The sequence below is a fragment of the Brucella sp. BE17 genome, from assembly GCF_039545455.1.
GTDB lineage: Bacteria > Pseudomonadota > Alphaproteobacteria > Rhizobiales > Rhizobiaceae > Brucella.
Map to the genome: position 1 here is coordinate 616,109 of NZ_CP154468.1, position 19,069 is coordinate 635,177.

The following is a 19,069-nucleotide window of genomic DNA, read 5'->3' on the forward strand; positions in this document are numbered from 1 at the left end:
GGCCGGGCTACAAAGTTGTCATCGCAGATTTGTCAGCTTGCGACGCGCTGCTCTTCCATTTCGTCAAGGCCAAGCAGGGATCGCACATGTGGGCGCGCCTTGACCAGATCCGAAATATGATACTTCATCAGCACGCCGAAGAAGGCGTTGAGCGCTTCACGTAGCGCCGAATTCAGCGCACAGCTATCGACGAGCGGACATTCGGTTGCGTCATTGTCAAAGCATTCGGCCATGGAGAAGCTTTCTTCCGTAACGCGTACCACGTCGAAGAGCGTAATCTCGTCGGCTGGACGACCAAGGCGAACGCCGCCATTGCGACCGCGCACCGTTTCAACCAACCCGTGTTCCACAAGCGGCTGCAAAATCTTGAACAGAAAAAGCTCCGAAACGCTGTAAGCGCGGGCAATCTCGGGGATGCGGCTCAACTTGCCGTCATTGGCGGCACAATACATGAGCATGCGAACGGCATAATTCGTCTGACGGGTAAGACGCATGGCTATTCCTTTCAGCACGACCCTGACCATTTCCACATCGGCTGTCAGGACGGAAAAACTTTCGATCTCTATTTACACATGATTGTATCGCGGCGATTTCGCGCCAGATAGAATCAAGGTTGCGGCAAGCGCTTCTTCTGCATGCCAGTTTAGAATCATTCTTAATATATATGAAGTCTTTTCTCAGCTTTAAAGTGACAAACCGGTAGTTTTTTCGTTATCTTGGTTTCCATGAGAAGGGCCCTCCCGTGCCCCAGCCTTTATTGACAGACATCGATCCATTGCGCGTCAACCAGTGTCGCCATCCTGTCGGGCGCGATGCGCACAGCGCTGTTGATGGCGCCTGCTGCCGGAACCACTTCGGCAAAGTGTTTTAGCGATATGTCGCAATAGACCGGCAGCGCTTCCGGCAATCCGAAGGGGCAGACGCCGCCTACCGGGTGACTGGTCTTTGCGAGGACCGCTTCTGCATCGAGCATACGCGGCTTGGTTCCGAAAAGGTCCTTGAACTTGCGGTTGTCGATGCGCGCATCTCCGCGCGTAACGACAAGGATGGTTTGTTCTTTTGCAGCAAGCGAGAGCGTCTTTGCGATCTGTCCCGGCGCAACGCCGTGTGCCTCAGCAGCCAACGCGACGGTAGCGGTGCTCGTCGGCAGCTCGATGACCTCGATCTCTGGTGCCTTGTCGGCGAAAAATGCCCTTACGGATTCCAAGCTCATCGTTCTCGACAGTTATTTTGAATACTTAACTCAAGTTTAAGCCGTCTTGACGCTCCCGGCAAGTCTGGAATCATTTTAATTGTCAAAACTCTCTTTCATCCGGTGGCGGCCAATTGGAAGCATGATCGGTCGGCCGGAGGTGGGATCAATGATAACCCTGCTTTTAAGGCCGAACACTTTTGCCACATTGTGTTCGGTCAAAACCTCATCCGGTGCGCCGGATATTTGCAGCTTGCCGTCGGACATGGCGACCAGAAAATCCGCATAACGCGCAGCGAGATTAAGATCGTGAAGCACCACGACGATGGTGGTTCCGCGTGACCGGTTGAGATCGGTCAGAAGGTCGAGGATTTCCACCTGATGGCTGATGTCGAGAAATGTGGTGGGCTCATCAAGCAGCAATATATCGGTCTGCTGGGCGAGTGCCATGGCGATCCACACGCGCTGGCGCTGCCCGCCTGAAAGCTCATCCATCGGCCGCTCGGCGAGTTCCGCAGTCTGCGTGACGGTCAGGGCAGCTGCGACTGCCTCATCGTCCTCGCGCGTCCAGCGCGCAAAGATTTTCTGGTGCGGGTTGCGCCCCCGGCTCACAAGATCGGCAACGGCTATGCCTTCGGGTGCCACGGGCGATTGCGGCAGCAGTCCCAATGTCTGGGCGAGTTTGCGCGATGGCATCTTATGGATCGATTTTCCGTCGAGCAGCACATGACCTTGGCGTGGCGTCAAAAGCCGAGACATGGTGCGCAAAAGCGTGGATTTTCCGCAGGCATTGGCACCGACGATGACCGTGATTTTCCCGGTCGGCACGTTAAGGTCGAGGCCGTCGAGGATCAACGTATCATCATAGCCCGACGAAAGCGCTTTTACGGTTAGGGAATGCGTGGTCATAGGGAGCCTCCGCTGCGGTTAACCCGCACGATGAGGAAAATCAGATAGGGAGCGCCAAGCGCACCGGTAACGACACCGACCGGATAGCGGCTGGGAAGCAGGAACTGGCCGCAATAGTCGCCGACAAGTACCAGCGCCGCACCTATAAGTGCCGAGGGGATCAGCAATGATCCATTGTTGCGGACAACCCGTGCCGCGATCGGCCCCGAAAGAAAGGCCACGAAGGCAATGGGGCCGGAAACGGCGGTGGCAAAGGCGATCATGCCGACGGCGGCAATGATCACCAGGATACGCGTGCGCGCAACATCCGTGCCAAGCGCTGCCGCCGTATCGTCGCCAAGCCGCAGCGCCTCCAGATCGCGTGTGCGGCTCAAAAGCAATCCGCCGAAGACGACAAGTGCCAAAAGCAACGGCCATGCCTGATCAAGCCGCGCGCCGTTGACGCTGCCGGTGAGCCAACGCATGGCTTCCTGCAGGTTCCATGCCGGTGCGTTGGAAAGAATATACGCGATGAAGCTTTCGAGCATTGCTGAAACGCCAATGCCGACAAGGATCAGTCGCGTGCCTGCGACGCCATTGCGAAACGAAAGTCCGTAAACCACAAGGGCCACGCCAAGACCGGCAATGACCGCCACGATGGAAACCATCGGGCCACTCATCGATAAGACGACGATGGCAAACACTGCGGCGGCACTGGCACCCGAACTGATGCCGATAATGTCGGGGCTGGCCAGCGGATTGCGCAACATGGTCTGAAAGGCGACGCCGCCAAGCCCGAAGCATAGTCCGGCGAGAACCGAGAGGAGGGCGCGCGGCAGTCGCAATTGCCCGACGGTGAAGCTTGCGCCCGGCACCGCTTCGCCTAAGAGCACGCGCAGCACATCGTGCGCTGGCGTGAAGGATTGGCCGAGCATCAACGTCAGCGCAAAGAACAGCACAAGGAGAATTACAAGAAACGCGATCACCAGAAAGCGCTTGCGGGCGCGAAGCTTTCTTGTCTGCGTAATGGTCTCAGCGGTGATCACTATCGGGGATGAAGCGACGGTCATAGGTCGCGCACCCTTTGGCGCCGGACGATCCAGATGAAGAACGGTGCGCCGACAAAGGCGGTGACGATACCGACATCGAGTTCGGCGGGCCGCGCGATGATGCGCCCGACAATATCAGCACTGACCAGCAGGCAGGCGCCCGTCAGCGCCGAGAAGGGCAGAAGCCAGCGATGGTCGACGCCAATGAGCAGGCGGCAGAGATGCGGAACAATCAACCCCACAAAGCCGATTGGACCGCAAATGGCGGTGGTTGCACCGCAAAGCAGGATTGCGCCGAAAGAGGCGATAGCGCGCGCCGTCGCCACATGCTCGCCAAGACCTGCAGCCAGTTCGTCGCCGAGTGCGAGAGAATTGAGTTTTCGTGCTGAAAACAGGCTGATGAGAAAACCTGCGGCAAGGAATGGCATCACATAATGGATGCGCTCGAAAGTGGCCCCGCCGACGCCGCCGATCTGCCACGAGCGAATGCCGCCGGCAATGTCGTTGCGCGGCAGAACCACAGCAATGACCATGGAAGAGAAGGCGACGGAGGTGGCGGCACCGGCAAGCGCCAGCTTGAGCGGCGTCGCGCCACCACGGCCAAGCGAACCGATGGTGTAGACGAAGACGGCTGCCAGACCCGCGCCGAGGATCGCCGTCCAGATATAGGCCTGAGAGGAGGCTATGCCAAACCATGCGACACCAAGTACCACCGCCAGCGAAGCACCCATATTAACGCCGAGAATGCCAGGGTCGGCAAGTGGATTGCGTGTGACGCCCTGCATGACGGCACCCGCAAGCCCAAGTGCGCTACCAGCAACGACTGCAAGGAGCGTGCGCGGGATACGCATTGCGACTGCCGCCTGACCGATGGAATCGACGTAGCCGTCAAGGGCCGCGAGAATATCCGTCCAGCTTACATTGCGCGTGCCCAGTGAAACCGAAAGGAAGCATAAAAGGAGAAGGCAGCACACCACTACGGCCAACCATATAGTCTGCGAACGGCGACCGATACGCTGTATGGGCTTGGCGGAACGGGTGGAAACGGTCATTTTGAATGATCGGCAGCGCCGTCGGAAGGTTTTGCCGATTTTTCAGCTGCATCGGCAAGAAGCGCTACGTAGTCTTTCAATACCCATGAGATTGAAAGTGGGGTCGGGTTCGATGCCGTGCCAAGAGGATTGCGGCCAAGCATGACAATGGCGTTATTGGCAACAACCGGCATTTTGGTAAGCAACGGGTTGGCTTTAAGGGCCGCAAGCAATTCCGGCCCGCCATAGGTTACAACAATATCCACATCGTCAAAGGCATCGACATATTCAGCGCTGATCGAACCGGAAAACTGGCCGGGTTTCGACGCTTCGACAACGCTTTTTGGCGATTCCAGACCAAGATCATTGAAGAATTTCACCCGCGTATCGTTGGTGGTGTAAAAATTGACCATGCTGAGGTTGGTCGGATCGAGATGGGTTACGAACATTGCCGACTTGCCCTTGAGATGAGGGTAACCGGCAATAGTGGCGGCGATTTCCGCCTCGATTTTCTGGATGAGCGCGTCACCTTCAGCGGCCATTCCCATACCAGCGCTGTTGAGGCGGATCATGTCGCGCCAGTCAGTCGACCATGCCGACTGCGGATAGGCGACCACGGGGGCAATCTGGCTTAGCGTATCATAGTCTGATTGGCTCAAGCCTGAATAAGAGGCAAGGATCACATCCGGCTTTGTTTCGGCGACAGCTTCAAAATCAATCCCGTCGCCTTCATCGAACAGAATCGGCTTTTCCGCGCCCAGCTCTTTCAGCTTTTCGGCAACCCATGGCAACAATCCGTCGCCATCATCATCGCCGAAATTGGCAGCCGCAAAACCCACCGGAACGATACCGAGGGCCAGGGGCACTTCATGGTTGGCCCAAGCCACCGTAGCGATACGCTTCGGCTTTTGCTGGATGGTTGTGGTGCCGAACGCGTGTTTTATGACAACTGGATAGGATGTTTTTTCGCCCGCCGACGCTTGACCGGCCACGATCATGGAAACGATCACGGCAACGAATAAAAGGGCGGGCGTTGATAACAAACGCAAGAACCGGAGCATGGGGTAACTCTCCCTGCTGATAAAAGTTGGCTCTCAGTCTCAGGTTAAAGAAACGCCGTCAAGTGCGATGCGAGAACCTTGATGGGCACCGAACGAAATATCCGTGACTTTTTACAAAAAAGCAGATTCTTACAATACTGGATAACTGCTATCAAGTTAAAGCGATCATGGCTATTTCGAGGCAGGCTCTGTCGCGAAATTTGGGCAATCGCATTTATTCAGCTTCCGGAACATCACCATGCATATTGAAAACACCTTTGATCAAACGAGAGCGACGCGCCTACGTTATCGCCATGCGATGCTTCTGGGATGTACGGCGCTGGCGCTGCTTCCGGGGATCGCCTTGGCACAAGAAACGGGTACTGGTGCCGAAACCGTGCTTCAAACCATTACGGTGGACGGAAATGGAGGTGACGATGATTCCCGGTCGATCGTTGCGACGAAGACGACGGTTGCTGGTAAAATGCCTGCGGAAATTATCGACACCCCCGCTTCTGTTTCAGTGATCACTGCCAAGGAAATTAAGGAGCGCAACGCCCAGACCGTGGAGCAGGTGCTTCAATATACGGCTGGCATCAATACGGATTACTACGGTTCCGACGATCGTTACGACTATTTCAAGATCCGCGGCTTCGATGCATTTACCTATCGCGACGGACTGGTGATCGGTCGGCCTTTCGGTGGTGTTCGCGAAGATCCCTTCGCCTATGAGCGCATCGAAGTGCTCAAAGGATCGAACTCCGCGGGCTTCGGCACCTCCCAGCCGGGCGGTGCGGTAAATTATGTTACAAAGCGGCCGAAAAGTGAACGTTTCGGTGAAGCCTATATCACCGGCGGCTCCTTTAAGCATAAGGAAGTCGGGTTAGATTTCGGCGATAACATCACCAAGGATGATGAGCTTTCCTACCGTCTTACTGGTAAACTCCAGGCTTCCGATGCCGAATATGATTATTCGCGTAATGACGAAAAGTTCTTCATGGGCGGCCTGACCTGGCGTCCCGATGCCGCCACAAGCCTCAGTCTCGTCTATGATCATCTCTATCGTAACGGTACGCCCGGCAGTGGCGGCCAGCCTATCGGTACTGATTTCAGCCGAAGTCGCTTCTTCGGCGAGCCTGATTTCAATTATCGTGGCACGAAGCGAAATTCGCTCACTGCCATGTTCGATCATGACTTCGGCAATGGCTTAAGCTTCAGCACCAATGCGCGCTACAGCAAGACGAACAGCACATTCGGTTATGCCTATATCGATGGTATCGATCCGTCCGGCCCGACCCTTGCCACGCGTTCTTTCTTCGGCAACGAAAACACGACAGAACAATTCATCATCGACTCGCATTTCCTTTATGAAGCGAGCTTCGACAATATCGAAAGCCGCACGCTGGTCGGGATCGATTATAATAATTTCAAGGAAAAGAGCGCCACGTCATGGGGACCGGCGCCCAGCATAGACTGGGAAAACCCGTTTTATTCAGGCGGGCCTGCTTCAACGGCTCCTTACACCAGCACGCAGAACAAGCAGAAAACGACCGGCCTCTATCTTCAGCAGGATACGACCTTCTATGACAAGGTTATCGTCTCTATCGGCCTGCGTAACGACTGGCTTGATCTCACAGCGAAAAACAGGCTGACGGATGTCACCGAAACCGGTGACCACAGCGAGTTCACCAAGCGCTTCGGTGTCACCTACAAGGTTACCGACGAGATAGCGCCTTATGTGAGCTATGCCGAAACCGTTGCTCCGGCTGGCGTTGGTGTCGATCCCACAACAGGCAAGCAATACGAAATCGGTATCAAGTATCAGCCCAATGCGTTCCCCGCACTCTTTACCGCTTCCATCTACGATCTAACGATGGAAAACTTTACGGTCTATGACAGTGTTACCTATCTGCCTGCCAGCGTCGAAAAGGTTCGCCATCGCGGTGTCGACCTCGAAGCGAAAGCGGAAGTGACAAAAGATATCAACGTCATCGCCGCCTATAGCTACATTGACTCCAAGATTGAGGAGCCCGGCGGTATCTATGACGGCAACCGCCTGTCGATGGTGCCCAAGCACATGGCATCGATCTGGGGCACCTATACCTGGGAGGGAAGCGGCGCTCGTGGTGATATGACTTTTGGCCTGGGTGCGCGCTATGTCAGTTCCTATTATCTCGGTAATAACAACAATCCGCAGCCGAAGACCGGCAAAGGTGAATCTAGCGTCGTTTTCGATGCAGCCTACACCTACAACATCAAGGAAAACACCGCACTTCAGGTGAATGTGAGCAATCTGTTCAACGAGAAGCATGTCGCCAATGGCGGGGCAGGTGCATTATTCTACAACCCGGGCCGTGAGATTACGGCAACGCTTCGCCAGACTTGGTAAGGCAACAGCTGTAAAGTCATATTGGGTCAAGAAAAAAGACCCCGTTCAATGTTTTGGACGGGGTTTTCAGCGGAAATTCTGTGAGCGTCGCCAGGCAGCGGGTGTCTCGCCGATGATCTGGCGGAACGTTTTGGTCAGATGCGCCTGATCGGTGAAACCCAGCTGGGCCGCAACTTCGGCGACACTTATATTGCTGCTGGCAAGCAGATCCTGCACCAGTTCGATGCGTTTTGCCTGCTGCCATTGTACCGGTGTTTTTCCGGTCGTCTGCTTGAAAACATTCGAAAACCAGCTTTCCGAGAGGCCGACCGTCGCCGCCATCTCTGAAACGCTCAGGCGGCTGTTTCCACAATTGTTGAAACGGGCGGTGATCTTGTTGATCTGCGCCTGTGTCAGCCTACCGTACCCCTGTTTGCTTTCATCGTCGGAAATATCCAGCAGGCCCGCCAGAATGCTACCGATAAGACTTTCGGCGAAAAGTGCATGTTTGGATGGGTTCGAAGTTTCGTCCGCCAAAAGGCGGGCAAGGGTTTCGACAGCACCAATGTCCTGTATTTCAACCGGGCTGCGCAACGCTGCCATTGCCGCAGACGTGCCGAGAGACGGGGTGAGGAATTTCAGCAGCCGGTCCTTGTGAAAATGAAGATTGAGGTGTGAAAAACGATGTCCAGCCGTGGTTTTCGTCCACATCGGCACGCCAGCCGGCATATAGATTGCCCGCATCATTGGGCGATAGCGCTGCGGCATTACGCCGTCACTGTTTGAAATCCGGATATTGTTCGATACGTCGTTGAAAAAAATCATGATCCGCGGATCATCGGATACGAAATATCCAAATGCGCCTGAATGGCTTTCGGCTTCCCAGACAACGCTCACAAGCCCGTCGAGCACACGCCATTTGACTGGGGCAACCACATGGATGCCTTCTGCGTGCCAGGTCATGGTATGCCAAAAGCTCAATGCCGGTATTGCCCCCAGTTGGCGGGATAATCATAGGTGTTTGTCGGCCGGAAAAGGCAAGCGCTCGCCAGACTCGAATTTTAATATGAGTATAAATATCATATTTATTTTTCATGGCAAGCCTCGAGCGGTTTCTCATGAGGTCCGACGATGTGGGTCAGCGGGTTGCGTTTTCCTCGACAAGTACAGGTGCTGGTTCTGAAGTGGCGACGACGGGTGGATGGTCGATGCCGCGCTGTCGTTCACGGATAAAGGTGAAAAGCCCTGAAATGATAATGAGAACAATGCCGATCATCATCGGCAGGTCGATGTGGTCGTGAAAGATGAAATAGCCAAACAGCACGGCCCATATCATCTGGCTATATTGAGGAGAGGCGATGGCGCTGGCAGGAGCACGCTGTGCTGCCAGCATCAGCAGTATATTGGCAATCGCGGCAAGAAGACCGTAGCCGGCCAGATAAACCCATTGCATCGTGTCAGGCGCTTCATATGACGGTAGCATCAGCGTGCCGCAGATGAAAATCGGTCCGACAAGCCCGCTGGTATAAAGCGAGATACGTTTTTCATTTTCACCCATCAGGCGAAAGATGATGATGCTGATAGCTCCGCTCATGCCCCCGGCAAGCGCGCCGAGATGCCCAATCGATAATTCGCGGAAGCCAGGACGCAACACCACCATGACGCCTGCAAAGCCGATTGCGACGGCAAGCCAGCGCCGCCATCCGACCTGCTCCTTAAGAAAAAACATGGACAAGATAGTCACGAAGGCTGGCAGCAGAAAGATCAACGCAAAAGCTTCGGCCATGGAAAGATGCGTGAAGGCGGTAACACTGCCTATCACACCCATTGCTGCCGTCGCTGTGCGCAGGAGCCACATCTTGCGGTTTGTAGTGCGGAACATGTCAAGCCATTCGTCTCCCTTCTTCTTGGTGAAGGGAACGACTAGAAGTCCCATAACAGCGCCGTAAAAGCCGATTTCATAGGGTGACAGAGTGCCGTCGAGGAACTTGACGCACGCGTCGCTGATCGCAAAAGCGGCATAGGAGACGAAGGCGAGGAAAATACCGTAAAACATGACAGCTGCCGCGACCACAAAAGTGAGAGAAGAGAAACGTAAGCGCGCTGGCGTCAGCTTGCGCCTGCTGCCTGTCCAATAGTGGATTACCAAAGCATTGGCAAAAGACATTTTTACGAAAAGAGGGTGATAAGACCCCGAAATTGCGCTTTTTTTAAGTTTGCAGCCCCCTCGAAAACGCATGCCTCATTTGCAATCATATCTCTGGTGAAAATTTAGCCAAAAGCTTATTTGTTAGTCATCCCAACGAGGAGAGAGCAAATGAACATTCGTCAGAAATTCAATCAATATGTATCCCGTCGCCGCGCAGTGCGTGAACTCGGTGCAATGGACGACCATCTTCTTGCCGATATCGGCGTGTCGCGGTCGCAGATTCAGAGCGCAGTTTTCGGTCGCTGAATGCAGATGGCGCGTCTCAAAATAGATCGCCCATTGACTGCAACGGAAGTGAAGTAAAAGCGTCGGTTTTCCACCGACGCTTTTGTTTTTTTATAATTATTTTGATCTTACCTTCAGGCGCGAAGCGTTTAAATCGCTTTTTCATCCAGCCTCACCAGTCATTCCCTTTCAGAATGTGTTAATAAGCAGGCATTCTCATGGCGCAATTGTGTTTTTTCTGTCATGAGGTGTATGGAAAGAAACCTGCGAAAACCGTGGGGAATCATATCATTCTGGCAATCCCTGGGGACTGCTTCTGGTTCATGCGTGGCGAGGACGTTGCAAGACGGATTTTGCCTGTGAAGCAGAAATCCGGTGACAGGCGGTATTGCCTTGGAGGCAAGATGCTTGAGAAGTTGTTCAAACTGAAGGAACATGGGACAACAGTCAGAACGGAAGTAATCGCCGGTGTGACGACCTTCCTGACCATGTCCTACATTATCTTCGTCAATCCGGACATCCTGTCGACGACGGGAATGGATAGAAACGCTGTTTTCGTGGCGACCTGTCTCGCTGCGGCGCTGGGCTCCATCATCATGGCTTTCGTCGCCAACTGGCCGATCGGCATGGCACCGGGCATGGGGCTTAACGCCTTTTTCGCCTTCACGGTCGCTGGTGCCATGGGCTTCACCTGGCAGCAGGCTTTGGGTGCCGTCTTCATTTCGGGCGTCATCTTCCTGATCCTGACTGTGACGGGCGCTCGCCGCTGGCTGGTGGATGGTATTCCTCATTCTCTTAGAAGCGCCATTGCCGCCGGCATCGGTATGTTTCTGGCGCTGATCGGTCTAAAGAGTGCGGGCATCGTGGTTGGCAATGAGGCAACGCTGGTCGCGCTTGGTGATCTGACCAAGCCGGGAGCACTGCTTGCTATTTTTGGTTTCTTCCTCATCGCCGTGCTTGATGCGCTCAAAGTTCGCGGTGCGATCCTGATCGGCATTCTGGCTGTCACGGTCGTGTCTATCGCGCTTGGCATCAGTCAGTTCAATGGTGTCTTCTCGGCGCCACCAAGTCTCGCTCCGACCTTTTTGCAGCTCGACATTATGGGCGCGCTGCATACTGGCATCCTGCATGTGATCCTTGTCTTCGTGCTGGTCGAGGTCTTTGACGCCACTGGCACGTTGATCGGTGTCGCCAAACGCGCCGGTCTCATAGCGCCTGAAAAGCCGAACCGTCTCGGGCGCGCGCTTTTTGCCGACAGCACAGCCATCCTCGGTGGTTCGCTACTCGGCACATCGTCGACCACCGCCTATGTCGAAAGTGCAGCCGGTGTACAGGCTGGCGGGCGTACCGGCCTGACGGCACTGGTTGTCGCGGTTTTGTTCGTGGCAGCACTCTTCATCTCGCCGCTTGCTGGTTCGGTTCCTGCCTATGCAACGGCACCTGCGCTCCTCTATGTCGCGTGCCTGATGATGCGCGAACTCACGGAAATCGAATGGAGTGAAGTGACTGAGGCGACTCCTGCTGCATTGACGGCGCTGGCGATCCCCTTCACTTATTCCATTGCCAACGGTCTCGCTTTCGGCTTCATTAGCTATGTGATTATGAAGACATTTACCGGAAAATTTCGTGATGTTCATCCGGCGACCTGGCTTGTGGCGGCGCTATTCGTCATCCGCTTTGCCTTCTTTCCCGAATAAGGCATGTCATGCAAAAGTGATGCCGGGCATTCGTGTCCGGCATCCGTTCTTGAATAATCTAAGAGGATATTGATGCTGCGAATGATCGTTATGGGCGTTTCCGGCTCGGGGAAATCCACCGTCGGCGAAAAGATCGCGGCTGCGCTGCATCTGCCTTTTCTGGAAGGTGATAGCCTGCATCCCAAAGCCAATGTCGAGAAAATGTCGGCTGGCATTCCATTGGAAGATGCCGACCGTTGGTCATGGCTCGATGAAGTCGGCGCACGTCTTGCCACCGCACCTGACGGCATCGTAGTGTCCTGTTCGGCGCTGAAGAAGAGCTATCGCGACCGCCTGCGTGCGGCTGCCGATGCGCCGGTTCTCTTCATTTTTCTCGATGGCAGTTTTGAAGTCCTGCACGACCACATGGGCCATCGCTCCGGGCATTTCATGCCTGTTTCAATGCTGGAAAGCCAGATTGCGACATTGGAAAGTCCGGTTGGCGAGCCTTTTGTCTTCCGCAGCGATGTAGCTGATCCGGTTGAGAAAATCGTTGCTGACAGCCTCGACTGGATACGGTCGCAAAAACGTTGATAGCGCCTATCTGAGCGGCCAGAAAAACATCAGGCTTGGCACAGTAACCAGGGCGATAATGACCGATAAGGGCAGCCCCAGGCGCGGATAATCGCTGAAACGATAGCCACCCGGCCCCATCACGAGCATATTGCACTGGTGTCCAATGGGGGTGAGGAAATCGCAGCCAGCACCAATTGCAACAGCCATCAAAAACGCCTCCGGTCGAAAGCCTAGCCCGGCGGCAAAACTGGTTGCTATGGGCGCCATGACAAGAACGGTGGCTGCGTTGTTGAGAAACGGCGTCACAATCATCGCGGCCACCAGAATGAGCGCAAGCGCGCCTGCGGGTGGCAATTGCTGCCCGAGGGCGCCAAGCGCTTCGGCGATCAGGTCCGTGCCGCCGGTTGTGCGAAGCGCATCCGATACGGGAATCAATGCCGCAAGCATGATCAGGATCGGTCCGTCGATCTCATCATAGACTTCGTTGAGCGGGATGACCTTGAATAACAGCATGGCAACGGCTGCGGCAAAGAAGGCGACTGCCACGGGAACCAGTGAAAGCGCCGTTGCGCCGATTGCCGCAATGAGAATGGCGAGCGGTATCAGACCGCGGCGCACACTGCCCAGCATCAGTTTGCGCCGCGCCAGCGGCAAAAGCTCGAATTCCGGCAGGAATGCAGAGAGAGTCGCTTGTCGGCCCTGTAACACGACCACATCGCCAAAACGCAGACGGACTTCGCTGAGACGATCTGTGATGCGTTCATCCGGTCGGCTGACAGCCAGGAGATTGACGTCGTGGCGGGCATAGAGATCAAGACGCTGTGCGGTCAGGTCCACGAGGCGAGAGTTTTTTCCAATAACGGCTTCTACGACTTCAATATCGGTTGAACCGCTTTTGTCGTTCGGGTTGCGATTTTCCGAAAGCGTCAGTTTGCCAGAACTCACCACGGTGTCGAGCGCCTTGGGGTCGCCCTCCAGCATCACAACGTCACCTTCTGCGAGCAGCGTATCAGGCAAGGGTGTAATCCGCCCGTCCTTACGGATGATCGACGTAACCATGGCTTCGCCTTCGGCGGGACGGATAAGGTCGCTCACCTGCTTGCCGATCATCGTGGAATTTTTTGTAATCCGCGCCTCGGAAGCATAATTCTTGATCTTGATGGCTTCGTCGAGCGAAAGGTTCTCGCGCTCGCGTTGCGGTACCAGCCAATAAAACAGCACCAGATAGATAAGCCCGACAACGGCAAGAATGGCCCCGACCGGTGTAAAATCGAACATGGTAAAAGGCTCACCGACCATTTCACCGCGAATGCGCGATACGACGATGTTGGGCGAGGTGCCGACCTGGGTCATCAATCCGCCGAGCAAGGCACCGAACGCCATAGGCATCAGGAATATGGACGGCGAGACGTTGGAGCGGCGTGCAAACTGGAATGCGACCGGCAACATGATTGCCAGAGCGCCGACATTCTTGACGAAGGCCGAAAGGACTGTCACCAAGGCCACCAGAACCGCAAGTTGCAAACGCACGCTGTTCATTTCCGGTAAAAAACGTTGCACCGCTGCCTGCATCAGACCGGAGCGCGCAACACCTGCACTGACCACAAGGGCGCTGCCGACAATGATGACAATGTCGTCGCTGAAACCGGTGAAAGCATGATCGAACGGAACAACACCAACGCCGATTGCCAGCAGAAGCGCACAAAGCGCCACGATATCGTAACGAAACCTGCCCCAGATAAATGCCCCCATCATGAGCGCGATCACCACGAAGGACAGTATCTGCTGGTGGGTCATCGACTGCTTATTCCTGACAAAAAGAAAAATATTCTATCTTTGTGTAGCTTATTAAAAAGCGGACAGGAATTGTTTATTCGTGCAATCGATAAAGGCAGATCAGTTTCCCCAGCTTCGCTCCAGCACATCGAGCCAGTTTCCATGCGCCAGCTTGACGAGCGAGGCATCGTCATAGCCATGGTTGCGGAAGGTTTCGATCACGCGCTGAAGATCCGCGGCACTTTCGAGCGCTGCTGGAATCGTGGTGCCGTCAAAATCCGAGCCGAGTGCCAGATGATCGATGCCGATGCGTTCGACGATATAATCGGCATGGCGTACCAGTTCATCTAACGCTGTGTGGGGATCGCGCCTGCCGTCCTCACGCAGGAAACCGACACCGAAATTAAGCCCGACCAACCCGCCCGTATCGCGGATCGCGTCGAGCTGGCGGTCGGTGAGGTTGCGGCTTTGCTGGCAAAGCGCATGGGCGTTGGAATGCGAGGCCACAAGCGGGGCATCCGAAAGGCCAGCAATATCCCAGAAGCCCTTTTCATTCATGTGCGAAAGATCAATCATGATCTTCAATTCGTTGCAGGCACGGATCAGCGCCTTACCGTGATCGGTGAGGCCGGGACCGATATCCGGTGAAGAAGGAAAGCGGAAAGGGATGCCGTGCGCGAAAATATTTGGGCGGCTCCAGACCGGGCCGAGACTGCGCAAGCCCGCCGCATGGAGCACATAAAGCAGGTCGAGATCGCTGCCGAATGCTTCCACGCCTTCAATATGGAAGACGGAGGCGAAAATATCCTTGTCGAAGCAATCCCGAATGTCTGCTGCCGTGCGGCAAATGCGAAAGTTGCCCTGTGATCCCAGCTCGATCTTTCGCAAGATCGCAGCCATGGCAAGTGTGGTCTTGAGAGCATCAGCCTCAGCCGGCGTCGGCAGATTGCCGTCGCTATCCAGCTTATGCGACGGGGAGGGCACATAGACGGCGCAAAGGCCACCCTGAAGGCCACCAGCGCGGGCACGCGGCAGGTCGATATGACCAATATCCTCGCCTTCGAGAAAGCGCTTTACAGGGTCGGAACGGTCCGTAGACCACAGGCGAAGCAGGACGTCATTATGGCCGTCAAATACCGCAACCTCTTGCTGTGTCGTCATGGATAGCCTTCCTTCCTGCGTGGTTTGTTGCAAGCGTAGTGAACCCGCAGGCAAATAATTGCAAACCCGTTTTTGAAAGAGCCAGCCGTCTGGAAGGCTGCCTTCACTTCCTTTCGTCCGCTGTGATAGTTTGCGCAAAATTGATTCAAGGATGCTGGAGCAAGCGATGCTGGAACGGATGATCGATCAGGGTGCGGGCCGCGAACCCGCCGATATCGTGCTGAAGAACGGGCGCTTCTTCGATCTGGTAACCGGCGAACTGGTGGAGAGCGATATTGCGATCTGCGGGGATCGTATTGTCGGCACGTTTGGAACCTATCAGGGAAAACAGGAGATCGATATTTCCGGGCGCATCGCGGTTCCGGGCTTCATCGACACGCATCTGCATATCGAATCCTCGCATATAACCCCGCATGAATTTGACCGTTGCGTGCTGCCGCAGGGTGTGACGACAGTCATCTGCGACCCGCACGAGATCGCCAATGTGCTGGGTGCTGAAGGCATAAAATTCTTTCTCGACAGCGCCCTTGAAACCGTCATGGATATCCGCGTTCAGCTTTCAAGCTGCGTGCCTGCCACCCATATGGAAACGTCGGGAGCGGAACTGCTGATCGACGATCTTTTGCCTTTTGCAGATCACCCAAAGGTCATAGGCCTTGCTGAATTTATGAATTTTCCGGGCGTTCTGGCAAAAGACCCTGAATGTATGGCCAAGCTCAAAGCTTTTCAGGGCCGTCATATCGACGGCCATGCGCCGCTTTTGCGCGGCTACGATCTTAACGGCTATATCGCCGCCGGCATCCGCACCGAGCATGAGGCAACCAGCGCCGAAGAAGCGCTCGAAAAAATGCGTAAAGGCATGCATGTGCTTGTCCGCGAAGGCTCTGTCTCCAAGGATCTCAAAGCATTGATGCCGATCATCACAGAGCGTCATGCGCAGTTTCTCGCGCTTTGCACCGATGATCGCAATCCGCTCGACATTGCCGATCAGGGCCATCTCGATTATCTGATCCGCACCGCGATTGCCGGTGGCGTGACACCGCTTGCCATCTACCGCGCGGCCAGTGTATCGGCGGCGCGCGCTTTTGGTCTGTTCGACCGTGGTCTGATCGCGCCGGGACAACGCGCTGATATCGCAATCCTCGACAGTCTTGAGGGCTGTCATGCTGAGGCGGTACTTTCATCTGGGCGCGTGGTTTGTGATGCACTGTTTGCAGCCCGCAAGCCGGTGGCTCTGGTGGGGCGCAACAGCGTCAATGCGCCGAAGGTTAGTGCTGCGAATTTCCGCTCGCACTCCAACAGCGGCAAGACGCGCGCTATCGGCATTGTGCCGGGAAAGATCATTACCCAAAGCCTTGAATTCGAGTTGAAAGTCGGTCCGCACGGAACAGAGCCCGATCTTGAACGCGATGTCGTCAAGGTTGCGGTGGTCGAGCGCCATGGCAGAAACGGCAATATCGCCACCGGTTTCGTGCATGGATTTGGCCTGAAATCGGGAGCGATTGCTTCGACGGTAAGCCATGACAGTCACAATATCTGCGCCGTTGGTGCGTCCGACGAGGATATGGCGGTGGCTGTGAACCGGCTTGGCAAGATCGAGGGGGGCTTTGTTGTTGTGCGCGACGGCCAAGTGCTGGCGGAATTGCCGCTGCCGGTCGCAGGACTGATGAGCACTCAACCTTTCGAGATAGTACGCGAGGAACTACGTAAGCTCAGGCAGGCTGCCGAAGAACTGGGGTCGGTGCTTGAAGAGCCGTTCCTGCAATTGGCTTTCATCGCCTTGCCGGTGATCCCGCATCTTAAAATTACCGATCGTGGCCTCGTCGACGTGGATCGCTTCGAATTCGTCGGTAACTGACCTCTTACAAAACGTCCAGATCGCCGTGATCTTACTCTGCTTATCTTTCAGGGATGAGTGAATCGGCTTTTGCCGTCAAAATATGATCTGCGAATGATTTGCAGGCGCCGTAGAACTTGCAAAAGCGTGGCAATCTGTCTAATGCAGTTGTGTAACGATATTACATAACAATTTTGCGGGAGCTTATAATGCAGAAAATCACCGCCCCATGGGTCTTGTCGTTGAGCCTATGCACGGCATTATTCATCGGGGGACCAGGTATGGCCCAGTCCAAGCCAGCCACTGAGAAAGAACATTCGCATGCCCATGACCATGACCATTCCCACGTTGAGGACAAGGAGATTTACAAGGGGTATTTCAAGGATAGTCAGGTTGCCGAGCGACCCCTTTCCGATTGGGCCGGGAAATGGCAGTCGGTTTATCCCTATTTGCAGGATGGCACGTTGGATCCGGTATTCGCGCATAAGGCGGAGCATGGCGACAAAAATGCCAAGCAGTATCGCGATTATTACGAAGTCGGCTATCGCAGCGATGTGAGGCGGATCGATATCGAAGGTGACAAGATCTCGTTTCATAAGAAAGACGGGACGGTGAGCGCGCGTTACGCTAGCGACGGTTATGAAATCCTGAGCTATGAAAAGGGCAATCGCGGCGTACGCTTTGTGTTCAAGAAGGTCGCGGGTGATAAGGCAGCACCCGACTTCATCCAGTTCAGCGATCATCGCATTGCCCCCGCAAAAGCAGACCACTATCACCTTTATCTCGGTGATGACCGGGCGGCGCTTCTCAAGGAAGTAACAAACTGGCCGACTTACTACGGCGCTTCCTTAAGCGGAAAAGACATCGCGCATGAGATGATGCATCACTGATTTCCATTAAAGCGTATTGCGATTATAGCGAGCCGGAATGTTTCGGCTCGTTTGCAGTCTTCCGACCGGTTTTACCTCCCATCCAGTGCCGTTCACATCCACCGGCAGTTTTTACTTAAGCCGTGATATCTGATACATCACATCTTGACATATCAGTCTTGTGTACGGATAGTGCTTTGGTAACCGAATAAAAATCAGGTGTGCATTGAACCAAACCGTCTCGCCCCTTTCACCTCTGGCGCCCATCAAGGTGAAAAGCCTTCGAGACCATGTGCATGACGAATTGCGCGCAGCCATCATCTCGGGTCGGCTGAAAGCCGGAGCACGATTGAATGAGCGGCAGCTGGCTGCCGATCTGGGCATCAGTACCAGCCCGTTGAAAGAAGCGTTGCGTCAGCTTGAGGGAGAAGGGCTGGTGAGGACGCAAGCACGCAGCGGAACTTTCGTTGCGTTCAGTGCGCGTCAGGCGGAGGAGATGACACTGGCGCGTGCAGCACTGGAAAGCATCATTGCGCGTCAGACGGCAAAGCACGGCAGTGAAGAGGCTTTTTTGTCTCTTCGCGGGGTAGTCGAAGACATGCGGCTAGCGGTCAGGTCAGGCGACGTAAACACACTGATCGAACTGAACGAGAAGTTTCATGACGGTATTCATGCAGCGTCGGGTTGTGAATATCTGCGTCGATTGCAGAATGCGCAACGCATGTATGACCACGCTGCCCGTGTGACGGTTTTGTCGCGCGAGGATGTGCGGCGGCAGTCCTTTGGTGAGCACGAGGCAATCATGCAGGCCATTGCAGCCAGAAACGAGGATCTGGCCGAACGCTTGATGCGCGAGCACATCATGAAGGCAGGGGAAACGCATATAAAACTGGTCTTTTGACCTGTTTTGGGGAGGCAATCATGGATGTAACAGCTTACTGCGAGGTGCTCGGATGAGCGGCGCTTGAACCATAAAACATAGGAGCTTCCGGCAATACGGGCCGAAACGGGTTGTCAACTTCGCATGTCGGATATCGAAGCTTTCCCTGATGAACTGCCTGAAGGTGCGGAATTCGTGCGCGCCGATTTTGCAGGTTTCGAGCAGCCATATGTGATGTTTTCGCCAATCTGGGGCGGGGGCGCAAAATGATGCGGCCCATTTTCTTTCAGCC

18 protein-coding genes are annotated in these 19,069 nt (G+C 55.0%); 8 read left to right on the forward strand and 10 right to left on the reverse strand.

Annotation, left to right across the window (positions count from 1 at the left end; genetic code table 11):
- Positions 1-32: 32 nt before the first annotated feature.
- The 6 genes from rirA to AAIB41_RS14245 form a co-directional block, all read right to left on the reverse strand.
- Positions 33-494 (reverse strand): iron-responsive transcriptional regulator RirA, encoded by a 462-nt coding sequence (gene rirA / locus AAIB41_RS14220; protein WP_343315933.1) that lies wholly within the window; start codon positions 492-494, stop codon positions 33-35.
- 260 nt (positions 495-754) lie between these two features.
- Positions 755-1,213 carry a YbaK/EbsC family protein gene (locus AAIB41_RS14225; RefSeq protein ID WP_343315934.1) on the reverse strand — a complete coding sequence of 153 codons (459 nt, stop codon included), beginning with the start codon at positions 1,211-1,213 and terminating at the stop codon, positions 755-757.
- A gap of 75 nt (positions 1,214-1,288) precedes the next feature.
- Entirely contained in the window at positions 1,289-2,101 is an 813-nt protein-coding gene (locus AAIB41_RS14230) for an ABC transporter ATP-binding protein (protein WP_343315935.1), read from the reverse strand.
- Positions 2,098-3,150: an iron ABC transporter permease gene (locus tag AAIB41_RS14235; protein WP_343315936.1), complete on the reverse strand. Its 1,053-nt coding sequence runs from the start codon at positions 3,148-3,150 to the stop codon at positions 2,098-2,100. The genes AAIB41_RS14230 and AAIB41_RS14235 overlap by 4 nt, the downstream gene beginning before the upstream one ends.
- Positions 3,147-4,181 carry an iron ABC transporter permease gene (locus AAIB41_RS14240; RefSeq protein WP_343315937.1) on the reverse strand — a complete coding sequence of 345 codons (1,035 nt, stop codon included), beginning with the start codon at positions 4,179-4,181 and terminating at the stop codon, positions 3,147-3,149. The genes AAIB41_RS14235 and AAIB41_RS14240 overlap by 4 nt, the downstream gene beginning before the upstream one ends.
- On the reverse strand, positions 4,178-5,221 hold the full coding sequence (locus AAIB41_RS14245; protein ID WP_343315938.1) for an iron-siderophore ABC transporter substrate-binding protein: 1,044 nt from the start codon (positions 5,219-5,221) through the stop codon (positions 4,178-4,180). The genes AAIB41_RS14240 and AAIB41_RS14245 overlap by 4 nt, the downstream gene beginning before the upstream one ends.
- A gap of 238 nt (positions 5,222-5,459) precedes the next feature.
- Here AAIB41_RS14245 and AAIB41_RS14250 point away from each other — a divergent pair, with 238 nt between their 5' ends.
- Positions 5,460-7,589 carry a TonB-dependent siderophore receptor gene (locus AAIB41_RS14250; RefSeq protein ID WP_343315939.1) on the forward strand — a complete coding sequence of 710 codons (2,130 nt, stop codon included), beginning with the start codon at positions 5,460-5,462 and terminating at the stop codon, positions 7,587-7,589.
- A gap of 66 nt (positions 7,590-7,655) precedes the next feature.
- Here the strand turns inward: AAIB41_RS14250 and AAIB41_RS14255 are convergent, their stop codons facing one another.
- Positions 7,656-8,549 carry an AraC family transcriptional regulator gene (locus AAIB41_RS14255; protein WP_343315940.1) on the reverse strand — a complete coding sequence of 298 codons (894 nt, stop codon included), beginning with the start codon at positions 8,547-8,549 and terminating at the stop codon, positions 7,656-7,658.
- A gap of 157 nt (positions 8,550-8,706) precedes the next feature.
- On the reverse strand, positions 8,707-9,624 hold the full coding sequence (locus AAIB41_RS14260) for a DMT family transporter (protein WP_343315941.1): 918 nt from the start codon (positions 9,622-9,624) through the stop codon (positions 8,707-8,709).
- Between the two features lie 261 nt (positions 9,625-9,885).
- Between AAIB41_RS14260 and AAIB41_RS14265 the strand changes: the two genes are divergently transcribed.
- From AAIB41_RS14265 to AAIB41_RS14275, 3 genes are all read left to right on the forward strand, one after another.
- Complete coding sequence (locus AAIB41_RS14265) at positions 9,886-10,023, forward strand: DUF1127 domain-containing protein (RefSeq protein WP_343315942.1); 138 nt, start codon at positions 9,886-9,888, stop codon at positions 10,021-10,023.
- Between the two features lie 383 nt (positions 10,024-10,406).
- Entirely contained in the window at positions 10,407-11,699 is a 1,293-nt protein-coding gene (locus tag AAIB41_RS14270; RefSeq protein WP_343315943.1) for an NCS2 family permease, read from the forward strand.
- A 72-nt stretch (positions 11,700-11,771) separates the two neighbouring features.
- Positions 11,772-12,272 (forward strand): gluconokinase, encoded by a 501-nt coding sequence (locus tag AAIB41_RS14275; RefSeq protein WP_343315944.1) that lies wholly within the window; start codon positions 11,772-11,774, stop codon positions 12,270-12,272.
- A gap of 6 nt (positions 12,273-12,278) precedes the next feature.
- Here AAIB41_RS14275 and AAIB41_RS14280 read toward each other — a convergent pair whose 3' ends face one another.
- Together AAIB41_RS14280 and AAIB41_RS14285 are read right to left on the reverse strand one after the other, a co-directional pair.
- Positions 12,279-14,051: an SLC13 family permease gene (locus AAIB41_RS14280; RefSeq protein WP_343315945.1), complete on the reverse strand. Its 1,773-nt coding sequence runs from the start codon at positions 14,049-14,051 to the stop codon at positions 12,279-12,281.
- 99 nt (positions 14,052-14,150) lie between these two features.
- Complete coding sequence (locus AAIB41_RS14285) at positions 14,151-15,191, reverse strand: dipeptidase (protein WP_343315946.1); 1,041 nt, start codon at positions 15,189-15,191, stop codon at positions 14,151-14,153.
- Positions 15,192-15,342: 151 nt separating this feature from the next.
- Between AAIB41_RS14285 and ade the strand changes: the two genes are divergently transcribed.
- From ade to AAIB41_RS14305, 4 genes are all read left to right on the forward strand, one after another.
- On the forward strand, positions 15,343-17,049 hold the full coding sequence (gene ade, locus AAIB41_RS14290) for an adenine deaminase (protein ID WP_343315947.1): 1,707 nt from the start codon (positions 15,343-15,345) through the stop codon (positions 17,047-17,049).
- 260 nt (positions 17,050-17,309) lie between these two features.
- On the forward strand, positions 17,310-17,918 hold the full coding sequence (locus AAIB41_RS14295) for a metal-binding protein ZinT (protein ID WP_343316081.1): 609 nt from the start codon (positions 17,310-17,312) through the stop codon (positions 17,916-17,918).
- Positions 17,919-18,123: 205 nt separating this feature from the next.
- Positions 18,124-18,798 carry a GntR family transcriptional regulator gene (locus AAIB41_RS14300; protein WP_343315948.1) on the forward strand — a complete coding sequence of 225 codons (675 nt, stop codon included), beginning with the start codon at positions 18,124-18,126 and terminating at the stop codon, positions 18,796-18,798.
- Positions 18,799-18,921: 123 nt separating this feature from the next.
- Entirely contained in the window at positions 18,922-19,047 is a 126-nt protein-coding gene (locus tag AAIB41_RS14305; RefSeq protein ID WP_343315949.1) for a hypothetical protein, read from the forward strand.
- Positions 19,048-19,069 lie beyond the last annotated feature (22 nt).

Bases quoted from the DNA above. Each gene is read 5' to 3' on its own strand.
- rirA (WP_343315933.1), bottom strand. From the start codon at position 494: ATGCGTCTTACCCGTCAGACGAATTATGCCGTTCGCATGCTCATGTAT.
- AAIB41_RS14225 (WP_343315934.1), bottom strand. From the start codon at position 1,213: ATGAGCTTGGAATCCGTAAGGGCATTTTTCGCCGACAAGGCACCAGAG.
- AAIB41_RS14230 (WP_343315935.1), bottom strand. From the start codon at position 2,101: ATGACCACGCATTCCCTAACCGTAAAAGCGCTTTCGTCGGGCTATGAT.
- AAIB41_RS14235 (WP_343315936.1), bottom strand. From the start codon at position 3,150: ATGACCGTCGCTTCATCCCCGATAGTGATCACCGCTGAGACCATTACG.
- AAIB41_RS14240 (WP_343315937.1), bottom strand. From the start codon at position 4,181: ATGACCGTTTCCACCCGTTCCGCCAAGCCCATACAGCGTATCGGTCGC.
- AAIB41_RS14245 (WP_343315938.1), bottom strand. From the start codon at position 5,221: ATGCTCCGGTTCTTGCGTTTGTTATCAACGCCCGCCCTTTTATTCGTT.
- AAIB41_RS14250 (WP_343315939.1), top strand. From the start codon at position 5,460: ATGCATATTGAAAACACCTTTGATCAAACGAGAGCGACGCGCCTACGT.
- AAIB41_RS14260 (WP_343315941.1), bottom strand. From the start codon at position 9,624: ATGTTTTACGGTATTTTCCTCGCCTTCGTCTCCTATGCCGCTTTTGCG.
- AAIB41_RS14265 (WP_343315942.1), top strand. From the start codon at position 9,886: ATGAACATTCGTCAGAAATTCAATCAATATGTATCCCGTCGCCGCGCA.
- AAIB41_RS14270 (WP_343315943.1), top strand. From the start codon at position 10,407: ATGCTTGAGAAGTTGTTCAAACTGAAGGAACATGGGACAACAGTCAGA.
- AAIB41_RS14275 (WP_343315944.1), top strand. From the start codon at position 11,772: ATGCTGCGAATGATCGTTATGGGCGTTTCCGGCTCGGGGAAATCCACC.
- AAIB41_RS14280 (WP_343315945.1), bottom strand. From the start codon at position 14,051: ATGACCCACCAGCAGATACTGTCCTTCGTGGTGATCGCGCTCATGATG.
- AAIB41_RS14285 (WP_343315946.1), bottom strand. From the start codon at position 15,191: ATGACGACACAGCAAGAGGTTGCGGTATTTGACGGCCATAATGACGTC.
- ade (WP_343315947.1), top strand. From the start codon at position 15,343: ATGCTGGAGCAAGCGATGCTGGAACGGATGATCGATCAGGGTGCGGGC.
- AAIB41_RS14295 (WP_343316081.1), top strand. From the start codon at position 17,310: ATGGCCCAGTCCAAGCCAGCCACTGAGAAAGAACATTCGCATGCCCAT.
- AAIB41_RS14305 (WP_343315949.1), top strand. From the start codon at position 18,922: ATGTCGGATATCGAAGCTTTCCCTGATGAACTGCCTGAAGGTGCGGAA.